The organism is Nocardia sp. NPDC047654 (genome assembly GCF_043205035.1).
Classification (GTDB): domain Bacteria; phylum Actinomycetota; class Actinomycetes; order Mycobacteriales; family Mycobacteriaceae; genus Nocardia.
Genome location: NZ_JBIDDF010000001.1, coordinates 868,538 through 885,563, shown reverse-complemented (window position 1 = coordinate 885,563; position 17,026 = coordinate 868,538). Strand labels below are relative to the sequence as shown.

The 17,026-nt window shown below is 68.8% G+C and carries 14 protein-coding genes; 3 read left to right on the top strand and 11 right to left on the bottom strand.

The genetic code is table 11. From position 1 onward, the window contains the following. Positions 1-236 precede the first annotated feature (236 nt). Both ACGF7Y_RS04230 and ACGF7Y_RS04225 read right to left on the bottom strand, forming a co-directional pair. Positions 237-2,636, bottom strand: a complete 2,400-nt coding sequence (locus tag ACGF7Y_RS04230; protein ID WP_393228988.1) for a RelA/SpoT family protein — start codon at positions 2,634-2,636, stop codon at positions 237-239. Positions 2,637-3,007: 371 nt separating this feature from the next. Beyond that, complete coding sequence (locus ACGF7Y_RS04225; protein ID WP_393228985.1) at positions 3,008-3,976, bottom strand: alkaline phosphatase family protein; 969 nt, start codon at positions 3,974-3,976, stop codon at positions 3,008-3,010. Between the two features lie 259 nt (positions 3,977-4,235). On the opposite strand from ACGF7Y_RS04225, the gene ACGF7Y_RS04220 reads away from it, so the two are divergent. Both ACGF7Y_RS04220 and ACGF7Y_RS04215 read left to right on the top strand, forming a co-directional pair. Further along, positions 4,236-5,018: a metallophosphoesterase gene (locus ACGF7Y_RS04220; RefSeq protein WP_393228982.1), complete on the top strand. Its 783-nt coding sequence runs from the start codon at positions 4,236-4,238 to the stop codon at positions 5,016-5,018. Further along, positions 5,015-5,347, top strand: coding sequence for a YnfA family protein (locus ACGF7Y_RS04215; RefSeq protein ID WP_040867681.1), 333 nt, complete (start codon positions 5,015-5,017; stop codon positions 5,345-5,347). The genes ACGF7Y_RS04220 and ACGF7Y_RS04215 overlap by 4 nt, the downstream gene beginning before the upstream one ends. A 46-nt stretch (positions 5,348-5,393) precedes the next feature. Here ACGF7Y_RS04215 and ACGF7Y_RS04210 read toward each other — a convergent pair whose 3' ends face one another. The 4 genes from ACGF7Y_RS04210 to ACGF7Y_RS04195 all read right to left on the bottom strand — a co-directional run bounded on the left by ACGF7Y_RS04210 (position 5,394) and on the right by ACGF7Y_RS04195 (position 8,972). Continuing rightward, on the bottom strand, positions 5,394-6,020 hold the full coding sequence (locus tag ACGF7Y_RS04210) for an NUDIX hydrolase (RefSeq protein WP_357032478.1): 627 nt from the start codon (positions 6,018-6,020) through the stop codon (positions 5,394-5,396). Between the two features lie 68 nt (positions 6,021-6,088). Then, a complete protein-coding gene (locus tag ACGF7Y_RS04205) occupies positions 6,089-7,342 on the bottom strand; it encodes an adenylosuccinate synthetase (protein WP_393228980.1) in 1,254 nt (417 codons plus the stop codon). A 14-nt stretch (positions 7,343-7,356) separates the two neighbouring features. Continuing rightward, positions 7,357-8,304 (bottom strand): hypothetical protein, encoded by a 948-nt coding sequence (locus ACGF7Y_RS04200; RefSeq protein WP_393228978.1) that lies wholly within the window; start codon positions 8,302-8,304, stop codon positions 7,357-7,359. A 158-nt stretch (positions 8,305-8,462) separates the two neighbouring features. Continuing rightward, on the bottom strand, positions 8,463-8,972 hold the full coding sequence (locus tag ACGF7Y_RS04195; RefSeq protein ID WP_393228976.1) for a winged helix-turn-helix transcriptional regulator: 510 nt from the start codon (positions 8,970-8,972) through the stop codon (positions 8,463-8,465). A gap of 80 nt (positions 8,973-9,052) precedes the next feature. Between ACGF7Y_RS04195 and ACGF7Y_RS04190 the strand changes: the two genes are divergently transcribed. Beyond that, positions 9,053-9,466, top strand: a complete 414-nt coding sequence (locus tag ACGF7Y_RS04190; protein ID WP_393228974.1) for a nuclear transport factor 2 family protein — start codon at positions 9,053-9,055, stop codon at positions 9,464-9,466. A gap of 283 nt (positions 9,467-9,749) precedes the next feature. On the opposite strand, the gene ACGF7Y_RS04185 is transcribed toward ACGF7Y_RS04190, so the two are convergent. From ACGF7Y_RS04185 to secD, 5 genes are all read right to left on the bottom strand, one after another. Further along, a complete protein-coding gene (locus ACGF7Y_RS04185) occupies positions 9,750-11,339 on the bottom strand; it encodes an ABC-F family ATP-binding cassette domain-containing protein (protein WP_393228972.1) in 1,590 nt (529 codons plus the stop codon). A 387-nt stretch (positions 11,340-11,726) separates the two neighbouring features. After that, a complete protein-coding gene (locus ACGF7Y_RS04180; protein WP_051175335.1) occupies positions 11,727-12,299 on the bottom strand; it encodes an adenine phosphoribosyltransferase in 573 nt (190 codons plus the stop codon). Positions 12,300-12,336: 37 nt separating this feature from the next. Beyond that, positions 12,337-14,058 carry an ABC transporter substrate-binding protein gene (locus tag ACGF7Y_RS04175; RefSeq protein WP_393228969.1) on the bottom strand — a complete coding sequence of 574 codons (1,722 nt, stop codon included), beginning with the start codon at positions 14,056-14,058 and terminating at the stop codon, positions 12,337-12,339. A 17-nt stretch (positions 14,059-14,075) separates the two neighbouring features. Further along, on the bottom strand, positions 14,076-15,311 hold the full coding sequence (gene secF, locus ACGF7Y_RS04170) for a protein translocase subunit SecF (RefSeq protein WP_393228967.1): 1,236 nt from the start codon (positions 15,309-15,311) through the stop codon (positions 14,076-14,078). Positions 15,312-15,318: 7 nt separating this feature from the next. After that, positions 15,319-16,998, bottom strand: coding sequence for a protein translocase subunit SecD (secD, locus tag ACGF7Y_RS04165; RefSeq protein ID WP_393228965.1), 1,680 nt, complete (start codon positions 16,996-16,998; stop codon positions 15,319-15,321). Between the last annotated feature and the right edge of the window lie 28 nt (positions 16,999-17,026).

Here is a 17,026-nt window from a genome sequence, read left to right as displayed (position 1 = left end):
CAACGCCATGAAACGCAATAGACGGTAACAGATTCCGGCTATTACTGCCGCATCGGCGGAAAACTTCCACGACACACCGAAATGAACGCACCATATGCTGGCGCGTTCCCGGTTTCAGTCCGACAAGTTTCCGACAGTCCGCCCCGGATGGCAAGCCCGAAACCGGCTTTGCGGGAACCGAAACACCTTGAGCCGTCAGCTATTTGACAGCTACTCGCGGGTCGAGGCGCGGATGATCAAGCAGCGGAGGTGACGCGGTAGACGTCGTAGACGCCCTCCACGTTGCGCACCACATTCAGCAGGTGCCCCAGGTGTTTCGGATCGCCCATCTCGAAGGTGAACTTGCTGATCGCCACCCGGTCGCCGTGCGTGGCCACCGAAGCGGACAGGATGTTGACCTTCTCGTCGGCCAGCACCTTGGTCACGTCCGACAGCAGCCGCGTGCGATCGAGCGCCTCGATCTGGATGGCGACCAGGAACACCGAGGACGGCGACGGCGCCCAGGACACCTCGATGATCCGCTCGGCCTGCTCCCGCAGGGAACCGGCGTTCGTGCAGTCGGTGCGGTGCACGCTCACCGCGCCACCGCGGGTCACGAAGCCCATGATCTCGTCGCCGGGCACCGGAGTGCAGCACTTCGCCAGCTTGGCGACGGTGCCCGCAGCGCCGGGGATCAGCACGCCAGCGTCACCGGTGACCCGCTGCCTGCTCGGGGTCGTCGACGGAGTGGAGCGCTCGGCCAGCTCGTTCTCCACGTCGCCGATGCCACCGAGCTGCGCCATCAACCGCTGCACCACGTGGTGCGCGGAGACCTGGTGCTCGCCGACGGCGGTGTAGAGCGTGGAGATGTCGGTGTAGTGCAGCTCGTGGGCCACCGCGGTCATCGCGTCGACGCTCATCAACCGCTGCAGCGGCAGCCCGACGCGGCGGACCTCCTTGGAGATCTGGTCCTTGCCGCTCTCCAGCGCCTCCTCGCGCCGCTCTTTGGCGAACCATTGGCGAATCTTCGCCTTGGCGCGCGGGGACACCACGAAGTTCTGCCAGTCACGGCTGGGTCCTGCGTTCTGCGCCTTGGAGGTGAACACCTCGACGACCTCGCCGTTCTCCAGCTGACGCTCCAGCGCGACCAGCCGCCCGTTCACCCGGGCGCCGATGCAGCGGTGCCCCACCTCGGTGTGCACGGCATAGGCGAAGTCCACGGGGGTCGACTTCTGCGGCAGCGTGATCACGTCGCCCTTGGGCGTGAACACGAAGATCTCCGGCGATTTCAGGTCGAAGCGCAGCGACTCCAGGAACTCGGCCGGGTCCGCGGCCTCCCGCTGCCAGTCCAGCAGCTGGCGCATCCACGCCATGTCGTCGACCTCGGCGGTGTCGTTGGAGTGCTTGCCGCGGGTCTCCTTGTAGCGCCAGTGCGCGGCGATGCCGAACTCGGCGGTGCGGTGCATGTCCTGGGTACGGATCTGCACCTCCAGGGGCTTGCCGTCCGGTCCGACCACGGTGGTGTGCAGCGACTGGTAGACGCCGTAGCGCGGCTGGGCGATGTAGTCCTTGAACCGGCCCGCCATGGGCTGCCACAGCGAGTGCACGACGCCGACGGCGGCGTAGCAGTCGCGCACCTCGTCGCACAGGATGCGGATGCCGACCAGATCGTGGATGTCGTCGAAGTCCTTACCTTTGACGATCATCTTCTGGTAGATCGACCAGTAGTGCTTCGGGCGACCCTCGACGATCGCGTTGATCCGGGAGGCGGCCAGCGTGTTGACGATCTCGGCCCGCACCTTCGCCAGGTAGGTGTCGCGCGAGGGCGCGCGGTCGGCGACCAGCCGGACGATCTCGTCGTATTTCTTCGGGTGCAGGATCGCGAAGGCGAGGTCCTCCAGCTCCCATTTCACCGTCGCCATACCGAGGCGGTGGGCGAGCGGAGCGATGACCTCCAGCGTCTCCTTGGCCTTCTTCGCCTGCTTCTCCGGCGGCAGGAAACGCATGGTGCGCATGTTGTGCAGCCGATCGGCCACCTTGATCACCAGCACGCGCGGGTCGCGGGCCATCGCGATGATCATCTTGCGGATGGTCTCCGCCTCGGCGGCGGCGCCCAGATTGACCTTGTCCAGCTTGGTGACGCCGTCGACGAGGTGGGCGACCTCGGAGCCGAAGTCCTGGGTGAGCTGTTCGAGGCTGTATCCGGTGTCCTCCACCGTGTCGTGCAGCAGAGCGGCCACCAGCGTGGTGGTGTCCATGCCCAGTTCGGCGAGGATGTTGGCCACGGCGAGCGGATGGGTGATGTAGGGATCACCCGATTTGCGGAACTGATGCTTGTGCCGCTCGTCGGCCACGTCGAACGCGCGTTGCAGCAGCGTCAGGTTGGCCTTCGGGTACAGCTCGCGGTGCACGGTGGCAAGTGGCTCGAGCACCGGCTTGACCGCGGCGATACCGCGCTGCCCGGTCATGCGGCGGGCCAAGCGCGCCCGCACCCGGCGCGAGGCCGAGGTCGGGACCGCGGAAGAGGTGCCCGGCTGACGCGCAGGCGTCGCGTTCGCCGGCGCCTGCGGTTTCGCGGCATCGGTGGCGCCCGCACCGTTCGGCTGCGGGCCCGACGTCGATTGCTCGACCTTCGCCTCGCCCAGATGCTGAGTCATGCCACCACCTCTCCGCGCCTCGATCGGACCACCCTATCCGACCGGTGCAACCTCCCGGACCACCAACTTTAGTCCGGGCGCAGCGGCAACGTCCGCTCCGCGAACCAAGGATGCGCACGAGGGTGTCGCGACGGAGAACGCACGCGGGCACGCCGAGGTCCGGACTACTCCTGACAACCGTCCCATACCGGACGCTCATGATGCGCCGGACGCGGTAGCCATCCTGCGAACCCCCACCACTGATATGCGGTCTCACCTGCGGCAACAACCCTTCGACTGCATCCGGGCGAGTTTGCCCGGCTCGTGGAACCGGACGTATCGGACCCGCGGATCGGAGCGCCGGCCCGCAGACGAGGCCGGGCGAGGGCAGATCAGCGGATCGCGGCGGGCAGGGGTTCGGACAACGGCGTCCGCGCGGGGTCGGGGCGCAGGGAGTGACCGTCGAGGTCGGTGCCGGGGGCGACGTCGAGGAGGTCGAGCACCGTGGGGGTGATGTCGACCAGGGTCGCTCGGGTACTGGTGGCGCCGGGCCGGAAGTCCGGGCCGCGAGCGATGACGAAGTTGGTCGTCTCGTCCGCGGATCGGCCGCCGTGCCCGCCCCTGGGCAGGTGGCCGTGGTCGGCGGTGACGAGTACGGTCCACCGCTCGGCGGGATGGGCGGCGGCGCGGGCGTCGACGGCGGCGAGGATGCGGCCGACCAGAGCGTCGATGCGCGTGACGGCGTCCAGGTAGGCCCGCGAAGCGCCGCCCGCGTCGTGACCGGCGCGGTCGACTTGGTCCAGATGGGTGAACAACAGGTCGGGCGCGAATCGGCCGATCGCGGCGACCGCGGCGTCGGTGGTGGCGGCGTCGGTGCGGGACTCGTCCGGGTCGTCCGGCACGGGCGCGGTGGAGACGACGACGTCGGCGCGTGGGTCGCCGCTGCCGGTCATGGTGGCGATCTGGTCCCAGGTGGCGATGGACTGGGTCTTCAGTGCCGGTCGAGCCCGCTCGAGCCGGGTGAACACCGTCGGGTACCGCGCGAACGGGGTGGCGGTGAACCGGTTGTCGGTGATGCCGTGTTTGCGATCCCACACGCCGGTCAGCACGGTGGCCCAGGACGGACCCGAGATGGTGATGTGCGGAGCGATCGAGGACCGGCTCAGCAAGCCTTCTCCGCTCAGCCGCAGCAGATTCGGCGCCCGGACCTGCTCGACCTTGCCGTACATCAAGCCGTCCAGACCGATCACGACCACCTTGGCCGTCGGAGCCTCCCCCTCGGCGACTCCGGTCGCGGCCAGTGGAAGGAAGACGGCCGCCGCGGCGGCAACAACTTTGGACAGCAGTCGCGCTCGGCTCATACCGCGACCATGCGGGACCGGCGGGCAGACGCGATAGCCCGCCACGGCAGTGTTCATGGACGTTTCATCGAGGGCCACACTGTCGGTAGCCTCACTGAACACGCTCTGAACAAGGAATAGCGGCAAGCTATATCCGAACTTCACGGCCGGTCGCGGCCAGGTGAACGTCGAGTTCCGGATCCGTCTGCCGATCGACCGTCGCGCCCGGCTTCCGCACCATCGCTTGACACGCCTTCGCCGCTGTGGCCGACTGGCCGTCGTGACCGCAGCGCGCAGCACCGAATGCCTCCGCGTCGCCGCCGTCGGCGACCTGCATATGCGCGCGGCGGTCGCCGGACGTTTCCGTCCCGACTTCCTGCGCCTTTCCGCGAACGCCGACATCCTCTTACTGGCAGGCGATCTCACCGATGGCGGCACCCGCGCGGAGTCGGAATTGCTCTGTGCCGAACTCGACGGTCTTCCCGTACCGGTGGTCGCCGTGCTCGGCAATCACGACCATGATCAACGATCGGGTTATCTGATCGCGGCACAGCTCACCGTGTTGGGCGTCCACGTGCTGGACGGCACCGCGATCAGCCTCGACATCGGGGGAATCCGGGTGGGCATCGCCGGAGTCATGGGCGGCAGCGGCGGCTTCCCGGGCCATCCCGGCACACCGGAGGAGGGTTCCGCCGAACACCGCGCCCGCATGCGCCGCGGCCCACTCGACGCCCTTCGCCTCCACCAGGCACTCGACCAGCTCGACTGCGAAACCCGCATCGCGCTCACGCATTTCGCGCCGGTCATCGACACGTTGGCCGGTGAACCGCCCAAGATCTACGCCGGACTCGGCTGCCACGATCTGGCCGTGGCCCTCGACGCGGGCGCAGCGGTGCTGGCCGTCCACGGACATGCCCACGGTGGAACCGAATTCGGGCGCACCCAGGGCGGCGTGCCGGTGCGCAACGTCTCCTACCCCGTGCTCGGGCGCGCCTACGCCGTCTATGAGGTCGCCCCTGGCTCGCGTCCGACGGATCGCGAGCAAGTACCGTCCCCGCGATGACGGTCGCCCGCTCGCTGCTGTTGTTCGCCCTCGCCGCGCTCGCCGAGATCGGCGGCGCCTGGCTGGTGTGGCAGGGCTGGCGGGAACAGCGTGGCGTCGTCTGGATCGCCGCGGGCGTTCTCGCTCTCGGCGCCTACGGCTTCGTCGCGACCTTCCAGCCGGACCCGAACTTCGGCCGTATACTCGCCGCCTACGGCGGTGTCTTCGTCGCGGGATCGCTGGCCTGGGGCATGCTGGTGGACAAGTTCCGCCCCGATCGCTGGGACTATCTGGGCGCGGCGATCTGCCTGGTCGGGGTCGCGATCATCATGTACGCACCGCGCCGCTGACCGCAGGCCCTTCGATCGACCTCGACGCGACATCCCGCGCTGTCGTTCACTCCTGCGCGCCGAAGGCCCATACCGCCGCGGGTCGGCCGGTCGCTTTGACGCGACGCCGTTCGGTGGTGCGCGCCAGGCCCGGGATGGCCGCCAGCGTCCGGTTCAGGTTCGCGGCGTCGGGACGGGCTCCGGACAGCGCTGTGACGGCCTCCACCGCCTTGGTCGCCGGAAATTCCTCGCCGAGCAGGGCCCTGGTGAATGTCAGGTCCTTCCACAGCAACCGCGTCAGGACACCGCGGGCCACCGCGACGATGCGATTGTGGTCGAAGGCCAGTTCGGGCACCTCGTCGAAGGCGGTCCACCGCGCTGGTCCCTCGTGCGGTCCCACCACCGCCCACATCGCGATCGAGAGCGTCGGCCCGCGCGGGTCGCGGTTCGGTTCGTCGAAGGTCACCAATTGCCCCACCGACCCGATGGCGGCCTCCGGGACGTCCAATTTGGTGTGCACCGCGCGCCGTGCCGCGACGGCCAGCCGCTCCCCACGTCCGAGCAGCACGCCGGGCAAGGCGAGCTGCCCCGCGAACGGTTCCATCGCCCGGGGTGCGATCCCGAATCGGACGCCACCGTCCTCGTCCCAGAACCGCAACGCCACGACATCCACCGACACAACGGACTGCTCCACGGCCACCCATCCTGCCCGAACCGCCACGCGGCAGGCGGACCCGTCTCGCGGAATGTCTTCGCGGACGATCACGCCGCGACGAGATACGCCGTGCGGGTGCGGTGGCGGCGGCCGGGGCCGTCGGCGGTGAGGACGACCGGCACACCGAGCGTCCTGGCCAGCCACGGCACCGGGTCGTCCGGCATTTCGGCGAGGACGGGCTCGGCGCGCGAGAGCAACCGGGTCAACTCCCGCTGGTGGTCCAGGTCCTGCCCGCGTCCGGCGGGCACCCGGTCCCAGGCGATGCCGTCCACGGTGTAACCGGTTGCGGCGTAACGCCTTCCGGGCGCGTCCAAGTGGTTGACGGCGAGACCATCGACACCACCCGAGACCTCGATGGCGTAGCGCAGCAGCACCGTGTCCAAGTGCCCGAGACGGAATTCGCCTTGGTAGCGGCCTGCCGCATTGTGCGGCTCGGGCAGGGCGAGGCCCGGATCCTCGGTGGGGAAAGGGCCCGCGCCGTGGCGGGTCTGATAGGTGCGGGTGACGCCGAGCACATCACCGCGCGCGCCGATCTCGGCGAGCATCGCGCGCGCGTTGCGCGGCTCGACCGTCGACCAGGTGGTGTGCGGATGGAACCCGCGCCACTCGTCGAGCAGGACGCCTTGGGCGCCTTCGAACACCACCGTGCCGCGCCGCGCGAACCGAGCCAGCTGGTCGTCGCCGACGATCGGGACCGCTGCGGCGAACTCCCGGTACATCTCGACCAGGTCATCGATCGGCTCGTAACGATGTTCGCTCGACGCGATGAGCGGCCCGTAGCACGCCGCCAGCTCCCGCAGCTTGCGGCGCAGCACCCGGGGTCGCAGGCAATCCGACACGGTCGGTGCGGTGTGCACCAGCGCGTACCCTGCGGTCTCGCCGATCCCACGGCCGCACGAACCGTGCCGCGCGTGACCCCGCGCATCCTCGCGGGCACGGTTGGCGGCGATGTGGATCGGCGTGGTGAGCAATGCCCGCCCGTCGACCCGTAACAACGACAGCGGATCCCGGACGCCCAGCGCGGCCAACCCACGCGCCTCGGCGGCCAGCGCGATCGGTTCGACAAGCATGTGGCGCGACAGCAGTGTCGGGACGCCCGCGAACGTCCCCGATCCGAACTGCGCGAACGTGTGATGCCGTCCGTCGGCGATCACGTTGTGCGCCGCCTGCGCCCCGCCGTTGAACCGGACCACGGCGGCGACCTGGAATCCCGACTCGGGGGCGCAGAGCCAGTCGACCGTCGCGCCTTTGCCCGCGTCCCCGAAACCGAGATCCACGACGATGATGTGCGACCCGAACATCGTGCGCCCCGGCTTCACCCGCGGCCGCGCGGCAATGCCCGCGCTCGCCCGCCGTCGGCCCCGAGCGCCTTGCCCACCGACGCGGCCTCGGCCACGGACCCGATATCCCGCAAGTCCGCCAGTCCGGCGGCCAGGTCGACGCGACCTTCCGCCAATCCGATCGTCAGCGCGATGAGTTCGCACACCGCGGCCGGGTCGTCCAGGCGCAGGAAGTTCTGGCCGAGCAGCTCACGCCAGTGCTCGGCGATCTCCGGGTCGTGGAAGTAGCTGGACTGGTTGGGCAGGATGTAGTGCACGTGCCAGCGTTCGGCGAGTTCGCGGTAGATGGATTCCACTGAGATGTCCTGGCGCACACTGTCGCCGATGACGGCGCGGATGTGGCGGGAGGCCAGCCGCGGCTTGTTCAGCTCGTCGCCGATCAGGAACAGATAGCCCTTCTTGCGCCGCTTGTCCCACGCGTCGGTCGCGATGTGCGTCGCCAGGAAGTAGGCGGCCAGTTCGTAGCTTTCGGACTTCTGCCCACCGCCGCCGCCCTCCAGGAAGATGGCGCGCAACTGCTCGTCCATCCGGTTGTCGGATTCGAACTGGCCGATCTGCAACGGCACGCGGTCGGTGTCCGCGTCGCCGATCGCGCCGAACAGGATCTGCGGGTCGTCCGCATAGCCCTTGCGCCGCAACAGACCGTGCAGGGTACCCAGCTTGTCCTGCATGATCCGCGGCACCCGCCCCATCGATCCGGTGACGTCGAACAGCACCGCGATGGGCAGTGAGCTGCCGTGCTCGGCCGAATCCCGGCATTCGCGCACCGTGACGCCGAGTGGATCCAGCGTCGGGTGCACCCGCCACTCGGCGTGCGGCTCGGCCCGCATGTCGGCGGTGTAGCCGAAGTCGTCGATGCCCCGAGCGGCGCGGAAGGTCTTCGCCGCGCGGTAGGCGGAGTCGTCCCAGTTTCCGTATCCCATGTGATCACGTCCTCTCTCAGTTTTAGTGTAAGTGACTAAAACTAGGGCGGTCAAGGACCGCGGACATCGGCCGCGCACCCGAGCTACCGGGCCGGCACGCGCACCTGTCCGCATCCTCGATGCAGAAACCCGGAGCCGCTGGGACGTACGAGCGCCGGTCAGCCCTCGGCATCCCCGGCTTCGAGCAGTCCGCCGATCAGCATCGTTCCCGGGCCTTGCCGTCCACCCGGGCCGGACAGCCACCGAACATTCCCCGCGGTGAGCGGCTCGCCGCATTCCCGGCACACCACCACGCCGGACGTCGGCCGACCACACTCGCGATGGACCACGACGGCAGGCGGGCCTTCCGCGCCCGCCAGCCATTTGTCTCCCCAGGTGATCAACACGGCGAGCACCGGATACAGGTCACGGCCACATTCGGTGAGCAGGTATTCGTAGCGAACCGGATGCGATTGGTACGCGCGCTTTTCCACGATGCCGTACTCCTGCAGCGCATCCAGTCGAGCGGCGAGCACATTGGAGGCGATGCCGAGATCGCGGCGCAGATCCTCGAAGCGGGTCAGCCCGACGAACAGGTCGCGCAGGATCAGCGGTGTCCAGCGCTCGCCGATCGCGTCGACCGTGCGCGCGATCGAGCAGACGATGTCGGAGAAAGCGGCCTTGGGCATTCGATCAGTCTAGTCCATTGCTTTTTGCAAGTGACCTGCACTAGGTTCGAGCCCATCGACGAGCTGAGGGGTTGACCACTATGTCCGACACGATCGCCGAGTTCCGCAGGGCAACCGAAAGCGGCGATATCGATGCGCTGACGCGGGTGCTCGCGCCCGATGCCGAATTGATCTCGCCGCTGTCCGGTCGGCTGGTCTTCCGCGGCCGAGACGATCTGCGCGTGCTGCTCTCGGCGGCCTACGGCAGCCTGACCGGATTGCGCTGGACGGAGGAGATCGGCGACGGCGCGCGGCGCGTCCTGCTGGCCGCCGCCACGATCGGACCGTTCCGGCTGACCGAAGCGCTGGTGCTTGGGCTCGACGAGCAGGGCCGCGTCCGCACATTACAGCCACACCTGCGTCCGTGGCCGGCGCTCACCTATCTCGCGGTGCGATTGGCGCCCCGCCTGTTCAGAAATCTCGGCGCCGTCCGACGAGCGGCCCAGGCCGCGTAATCCTCCCGCTCCTGGACCCGCTCGCCGCGGCCGCGCCATCTGCCCGGAGTTGCTGGAGAATCTCGAACCAACAGCCCCGACTCCCCTCCGTCCACGTGCGCAGCGGCTTCGGGTATCACCTCGACGACGCGAATCGGAGCCGGGCGCGACGAACCGGTGGGCGTGCATCGCCGCCGAGCCCGCTCGGTTCGTCACGCCGGCCCGCTGTCGGGCACCGCTGCCGGCTCGGCCTCCGTCCGGACGCAGCGGGGGGACGGTTGCCGTGCCCGGCGGCGCCGGCGGGTCAGGTCACCAGCGTCTCCGCTAATCCCTCCGCGGTGAGCTCGAGACGACGAGTCACCCCGATGTCGTCGAGGAAACGCGGATCGTGACTGACCACGATCAGCGCGCCCTCGAAACTCGCCAGCGCCTGGGTCAGGTGCTCCAGGCTGGGCAGGTCGAGATTGTTGGTCGGCTCGTCCAGCAGCAGCAGTCGCGGCGCCGGATCGGCCAGCAGCAGCATGGCCAGCGCCGCGCGCAACCGTTCACCTCCCGACAGCGCGGCGGCCGCGACGTCGGCGTCCGCGCCACGGAACAGGAAGCGGGCCAACTGCGCCCGGATCCGCTCCGCGGACGCGTGCGGCGCCGTCGAGGCGACGTTCTCGAAGACCGATCGCCGCTCGTCGAACACGTCCAGCCGCTGCGGCAGCATCCGCCACGGCACCTTCGGCCCCTCCTGCGCGATGCGCCGCAGCAACGTCGTCTTGCCGACGCCGTTGCGGCCGGTCAGTGCGATCCGCTCCGGACCGGACACCCGCAACGTCACCGTGGGCCCGCACGCCAGCTCGACCCGGTCCAGCTCGATCACGTCCTGGCCGGGATACAACCGCGTGCCGGGTAGCTCCACCCGGATCTCCCGATCGTCGCGCAACAGCTCCTTGGCCTGCTCGAGCTGTTCCTTGGCGGTGTCCAGCTTCTCGATGTGGTTGTTGCGCAGCTTGCCTGCCGACACCTGCGCCTGCCGTTTGCGTTCGTTCATGATGATCTTCGGCTCGCGCTTCTGATCCCACATCTTCTGCCCGTATCGCTGCCTGCGGTCCAGCTTGATGCGCGCCTCGACGAGTTCGCGGGCCTGCTTGCGGACATCGCTGCGCGCGTCGCGGATCGCGGCACGAGCCGCTTCCTGCTCGGCGGCGACGATCCGCTCGTACTCGCTGAAATTCCCACCGAACAGCCGCAATTCGCCGTGGCGTAGCTCCGCGATGGAGGTCATCCGCTCGAGCAGCTCACGATCATGGCTGACCGTGAGCACCGTGCCGGAGAACTGTCCGACCACCTCATAGAGCCGTGCGCGCGCCACCCGGTCCAGGTTGTTCGTCGGTTCGTCCAGCAGCAGCACGTCCGGCTCGGCGAGCAGCTCGGCGATCAGTCCGAGCAGCACCGTCTCGCCGCCGGAGAGGGTGTCGAGCGTGCGATCGAGCTGCTCCACCGAGTCGGCGACGTAGTGCAGTCCGAGCCGGGCCAGCAACGCCAACGCCCGTTCCTCGACATCCCAGTGATTACCGACCAGATCGAAGTCGGCTTCACCGCCCGACCCGGACTCGATGCGGTGCAATGCCTTTCGCACCTCCGCGATGCCCAGCACCGCATCGACGCGCTGCCCCGCACCCAGGCCGAGATCCTGGCGCAGATACCCGAGATGCCCGGTGACGGTGACGGACCCGCGAACGGGCTTCAGCTCCCCTGCGATCAACCGCAGCAAAGTGGACTTGCCCGCACCGTTACCGCCCACCAGGCCGATGTGACCGGGACCGAGGACGGCGTCGAGGCCGTCGAAAACGGGGGTGCCGTCCGGCCAGCCGAAAGTGAGATCGGAAAAAGACAGATTGGTCATGCCTGCTCCTGGAGGTTGCGACGATTGACGGCGCGCGAATGCGGGCCGCACGAGTGGCTACCTCAAATGAGCAACGGCAGAACTCCGATCAACGGGGATAAGACCTGTCCAGATTAACCACAACTCCGGCGAATGCGCCAGTGCAATTCGGATCACACGTCCGCCTCAGGACGACGCGCCGATGATGGCGGACGCGGCCGCAGGGAGCGGATAGGGACGTTCCTCGGGGAGAGCCCGCGCCGCCGCATCCAACTCCCCCGCGGCTATCATCCGGCGCGGCGGCTCGTCAGCTCACATGCCGCGATCCTGACAGCCACCGCGGTCCCGGGCAACGGATTTCCGCTACGCGCAACCCGCTGCGAGTGGCGAGCGGATCCAGGGCATGGCTCAGAGCTGGACGATGGAGGTCAGCGGGTAGTCGCCCTGCCGTGCACGACCGCCGAGGAAGCCGAGTTCCAGCACCACCGCGGCGGCGGCCACCTCGGCGCCCGCCTGCTTGAAGATTTCGGCGGCGGCGGCGAGCGTGCCGCCGGTGGCGAGCACGTCGTCCAGCAACAGGATGCGACGGCCCGCCAATTCGATGCCGTCCGCGGGAATCTCCAACGCGGCGGTGCCGTACTCGAGGCTGTATTCGCGGCTGATCACCGGCGGCGGCAGCTTGCCCGCCTTGCGGATCGCGAGCACGCCGGTGCCGAGGGATGCGGCGACACCGGCGCCGAGCAGGAAGCCGCGGGCGTCGACACCCGCCACCAGATCGGCGTCGGGCGCGCACGCGGCCAAGCAGTCGACCACGGCGCGGAAGCCCTCGGCGTCGGCGAACACCGGGGTGAGATCCGCGAAACGCACACCGGCCGTGGGAAAGTCGTCGTGCCAACGGGTCAAACGGTCGACCACCTCGGCGGCTTTGGTGGTCCGTTCGGCGGCTACGTCCGCGGATTCGATTGCCGCGTGCTTACTCATCGACACCTCTCCATGATCCCATCACCCACACCGTCGGTCACCGCTCGAGCACCCACCGGTCCATGTTCCAGCCGGATCCGGCCTGGGTGGGGGCGGCGATCCCGTTGCGCAGCCCCTTGCCGAAGGCGATCGTGCGCGGGGTGGCGAACAACGGAATGCTCGGCAGCTCCGCCCACAGCAGATTCTCCGCCTCGGTGAGCAGATTCAGCTGTACGGCCGCGTTGTCGTCGGCCCCGAGCTGATCGGTGATCGCATCGTAACGGCCGTTGCCGAACCGTCCGAAATTGAGCCCGCTACCGGTGCGCAACGCGCTGGTCGCGGCATCGCCGCCGAGCGAGCCCGCCGGACCGGGCACCGCGGCGGTGCTGCCCAGGACGGCGTCGACCTTGCCCTCGGTGAGCCGGGTGGGAGTGAAGTCGGGCGCACCGGCGTCCACCACGGTGATGCCCGCCGGTTTGCAGGCCTCGGCGATCATGGCGACGGTCTGCGCGCGGCGATCGTCCGGACCTTGATAGCCGATCCGGACGGTGGGGTTCGGCGCACCGGAGGCCGCGACCGCCCTGGTCGCGTTCGCCACGTCGCCACCGGAGTACTTGTTCGCCGCGCCGATGACCGCCGGATAGAACAGGGAGTCCTGCTGCACGACATGCGCGTCGAGCGGGCCGGAGCCGAGACCGGTCTTCGGCGCGTCCGGCGCCTTGCCGAGCTTGTCGAACAGCGTCTGACGTGGCAGGCACAACGCGAACGCGCGGCGCGCCTCGACCGAGGCGAACACGCCGCCGGTCGCCAGCACCAGTTGCTCGGCGCCCCGGCCCGGCATGGTCTGCACCGAGAAGCCGTTCAGATTCAGGTCTTTCACCGAATGCGCACCGATGTCGAGCACGCCGACGGCGTTGTCGCCGACCTTCTGCTTCAGGTCGAAGGTCTTGGGCCAGACGACGATTCGCCCGGTCGCCGGTTTGTTGCCCCACCACCGCTCGTTGGCGACCAGCACCAAGCCGTCCTCGCTGCCGAACGACTCGATGCGGTACGGCCCCGACGAAGGGAACCGCGACAGGTCCAGCCGGCCGTCGGCCGGGATGACCCATCCGGTGTTCCAGAATTCCGCGATCCTGCCGAGCGCGTTCGGGTCACCGGTCTGCAACGCCGACACGACATTGGGCACGTTCGCGACTCGGGCCGCGACGTGCGCCGGCACCAGCTCGCCCGCCGTGAACAGAGTGCGCCACGGCAGGTAACGCCGACCGGGTCGGAACACCACCGTGGCATCCCGCGAACCGGGCTGGCAATCGACGCGCTCGATGTCGTCGTAGCCGCTGGTGCTCGCGGCGTCGAAGAGCGGAACCGCGCCGCGGTCACCAGGTTTGGTGTACCGCCCGCTGCGGGCAGCCCAGGCCAGCACCAAATCGTCACACGAGGTCGGCACACCGTCGGAATACACGCCGTCGGGGTTGAGGCGGTACTGGATGGTCTGCGACTCCCCCGGCACCTCCTTGGCGGTGCCGAAGTCGGTGTCGGCGACCTGCTGGCCGTCCGGACCGGTGTAGAAGAAGCCGGTGAGCACCCGGGAGAACACCGCCGACGACCCGGAACTCGCTCCGAGCGTGCTGCCGCCGTTATAGGTGGCGATGGTGGCATCGGTCGCGTAGCCGATGGAGGGAACCTGGTTCTTACTGGAGCAGCCGACCATCAACCCGGCGGCCAGCGTGCCCGCAGCGAGCGCTCCGATCAGTCGTACCGCACCGCGTGGCTGTCGCATGAAACCCCTGTCTGGTGTCAGTTCCGCCTTTTGTGCCGTTTACCGCTCGGGCGCGCACCGGGTCGCGGTGTCTGCCCCGCCGCGCGCTGTCCGCGTGGCTTCTCGTCGAAATCCCGGCCCGCTGCCATACTCGCCCGGCGCTCGGCCGCGACGCCTGCCCGGGCGCCTGCGGCACCGGCCCGCTTGGCCAGGACCTTCTTGGTGTGCGCCGCCACCGGCCCCCAGCGCTCCTTGATCGAGACCAGCAGCGGAGTCGCGAAGAAGATCGAGGAGTAGGTGCCGACCAGCAGACCGACCAGCTGCACCAGCGCCAAGTCCTTGAGGGTGCCCACGCCCAGCATCCACACCGCGATCACCATCAAGCCGACGATCGGCAGGATACCGATCAAGGCGGTGTTGATCGAGCGCATGAGCGTCTGGTTCACCGCGAGGTTGGCCTGCTCACCGTAGGTGCGCCTGCTCAGGTGCAGGATGCCGTGGGTGTTCTCCTCGACCTTGTCGAACACCACGACCGAGTCGTAGAGCGAGAAGCCGAGGATCGTCAGGATGCCGATCACCGTGGCCGGGGTGACCTCGAAGCCGACGAGCGAGTACACGCCCGCGGTGACCGTGACGTCGAAGGCCAGCGCCGCCAGCGCCGCGATGGCCATGTGCGGTTCGAATCGGACCGCGATGTAGACCGCCACGAGCACGAGGAACACCGCGAGCGCGATGAGCGCCTTGCGGGTGATCTGGCTGCCCCAGGTCTCGCTGACGTCGGAGGTGCTGATCGCGGCCCGGCTCGGGTTGCCGGACTTGTCCTTCGGCTGGAACTTCGCGAACAGCGCGTTGTTCAGCGCCTCCACCTGCTGCTGGTCCAGCGCCTCGGACCGGATCAGCATGGTGGCCGATCCGCCGGTGCCGACGGTCTGCACCGAGACCGGGTCGGTGCCGATGGCGCCGCGGTAGACGTCCTCCGCCGCGCTGGTGGTCGCGTTCCCCGCGGGGAACTGGATGCGGGAACCACCCTCGAAGTCGATGCCGAAGTTGAAGCCGCGGAAGAGGATGCTGCCCAGCGAGACGAGCACGATCGCGGCGGTGATGAGATACCACATCCGGCGCTTGCCGATGACGTCGATCGCGCCGGTACCGGTGTAGAGGCGGTTGAGGAAGCTGTGCTTGGGCGGCTGCGGCTCGCCGACCGCCGCGAACACGTCGGTGATCTCGGTGGCGCTCGTCTTGTCGAGCGAGGGGGTGGTGTGGCTGTTGGTCATCGCGTCCTCACGCCTTCCCGAGGGCGGCCTCGGCCGCCTTCCGCTCGCGGGCGATCTGCTGGATCGCACCCAGGCCGTTCACCGAGGGCTTGGACCAGAACGCCGTCCGTGAAGCCAGCAGCACCAGCGGCGACGTGACCAGGAACACCACGACGACGTCGAGGATCGTGGTGAGCCCGAGGGTGAACGCGAAGCCCTTCACCTGGCCGACGGCCAGGATGTACAGCACGGCCGCGGCGATGAAGCTGACGGCGTTGCCGGACAGGATGGTCCGGCGGGCGCGCTGCCAGCCACGGGGAGCCGCGGAACGGAAGCTGCGTCCTTCGCGCATCTCGTCCTTGATGCGTTCGAAGAACACCACGAACGAGTCGGCGGTCATACCGATACCGATGATCAGACCGGCGATACCGGCGAGGTCGAGTGTGAAGCCGATCCAGCGCCCGAGCAGCACCATGATGCCGTACACCGCGAATCCGGAGGCCACCAGTGACAAACCGGTGACGAAACCCAGCATCCGGTAGTAGGTCAGGCAGTAGAGCAACACCACGACCAAGCCGACCGCCCCGGCGAGCAGGCCCGCCTTCAACGAGGACAGGCCCAGCGTCGCGGAGACCGTCTCGGCCTCGGAGGTCTGGAACGACAGCGGCAGCGAGCCGTACTTCAGCGTGTTCGCCAGTTCCTTCGCCGAAGTCGCGGTGAAGTTGCCCGAGATCTGGGTGCGGCCGCCCTGCTGCGGGCCCTGCTGCACGACCGGTGCGCTGACCACCTTCGAGTCGAGCACGAAGGCGACGCGCTTGTAGACGTACTCGCCGGTCAGCGTCGCCCACGCGTCGCTGCCGCCGGACTTGAAGTCCAGATAGACCTCGTGCCTGGCCTGTTGCTGGTTCAGGCCCGATGTGGCGTCCTTGATCTCCTGGCCGTCGATGCGGCTCTTGTCCAGCAGGAAGACCTCGGTGCCGTCGGTCGAGCAGGTCACCAGCGGAAGAGCCGGGTCGTCGTTACCCGCGAGTGGATCGGCCTTTCCGCAGTCCATGGTGGCCAGCGCGGTCTGCTGCACGGACGGGTCGGAACTCTGCCGCAGCGCCCTGGCCGCCTGGATCTCCTTCGTCGCCTCTTCGGTGGGCGTCAGGCTGGGATCGGCGGGAGGCTGCGTCGGCTGCTGAGCGGGGAACACGCGCTGCTGCGGAGCCGGGGCGGGCTCGGTGGTCTCCGGTGTCGCGGGTTGCGTCGTCTCCGGCGTCGTCGGCTGCGCGGCCGGCGCGGGCTGCGTGCCAGGCGTCGGCTGCGGGGTAGCCCCGCGTCCCGCCGCGGGCACGGCCTGCAATACGGGCCGGATGTAGAGCTTGGCGGTGGTCGCCAGTGCGCGCGCCTGCTGCCCGTCGTCGCCGGGCACGGTGATCACGATGTTGTCGCCGTCGATGACGACCTCGGAGCCGCCGACGCCGAGCCCGTTGACCCGGTTCTCGATGATGTCCTGCGCCTTCTTCAGGCTGTCCTGGCTCGGCTTGCTGCCGTCCGGCGTGCGCGCGGACAGCGTGACGCGGGTGCCGCCCTGCAAATCGATACCGAGCTTGGGTGTCGGGGACTTGTCACCGGTGAAGAACACCAGCGCATAGACCACGGCCAGCAGCGCGGCATAGACACCGAGCAACCGCAGCGGGTGCGCCGATCCCTGGGAAGGTGGCACAGTACGTCATCTCCTAGGCGGGAAGTCG